Source organism: Streptomyces niphimycinicus (assembly GCF_018883605.1).
Classification (GTDB): Bacteria; Actinomycetota; Actinomycetes; order Streptomycetales; family Streptomycetaceae; genus Streptomyces; species Streptomyces niphimycinicus.
On record NZ_JAHLEM010001271.1, the window covers coordinates 1 to 547 of the forward strand.

At 77.5% G+C, this 547-nt stretch carries 1 protein-coding gene; it reads left to right on the plus strand.

Going from position 1 to position 547, the window contains the following annotated elements; genetic code table 11:
- Positions 1-210: 210 nt before the first annotated feature.
- Positions 211-547 (plus strand): Y-family DNA polymerase (locus KN815_RS49285; RefSeq protein WP_443732358.1); only part of this gene is annotated, 337 nt, incomplete at its 3' end.

The following is a 547-nucleotide window of genomic DNA, read 5'->3' on the forward strand; positions in this document are numbered from 1 at the left end:
TCGGCCGGGGTAAGCGGGGGTTCGGCCGGGGTAAGCGGGGGTTCGGCTGAAGTGGGCGGGGGTTCGGCCGGGGTAAGCGGGGGTTCGGCTGAAGTGGGCGGGGGTTCGGCCGGGGTGAGCGGGGGTTCGGCTGAAGCGGGTGGGGGTTCGGTTGGGGCGAGCGGGGGCGGCGGGGGCCGGGCTCCGGGCGAGCCGGGCCACGAGGGCGAGGTGCCGCATGTGTTGTATGTGCGGTTCCACCCCGCGCCCGGGGAGGACGTCTACCAGGGCCTGCTCACCCTGCTCGGCGAGCTGACGCCCGTCGTCGAGGCGCTGCCGCCCGATGCCGCGTTCGCGGATGTGCGGGGTGCGCTGCGGTACTTCGGGCGGGACGCGGCGGGGCTGGCCGAGATCGTACGGGTCCGGGCGCTGGCCCGGTACGGCGTGGACTGCACCGTCGGCGTCGCCGCCAACCCCCTGCTCGCCCGCATGGCCGCCCAGGAGGCCCAGGAGCCCGGCGCCCCCGCATCCAGGGGCGGCCGGTCCGGCGGCGGGCCCGGTGCCCGGT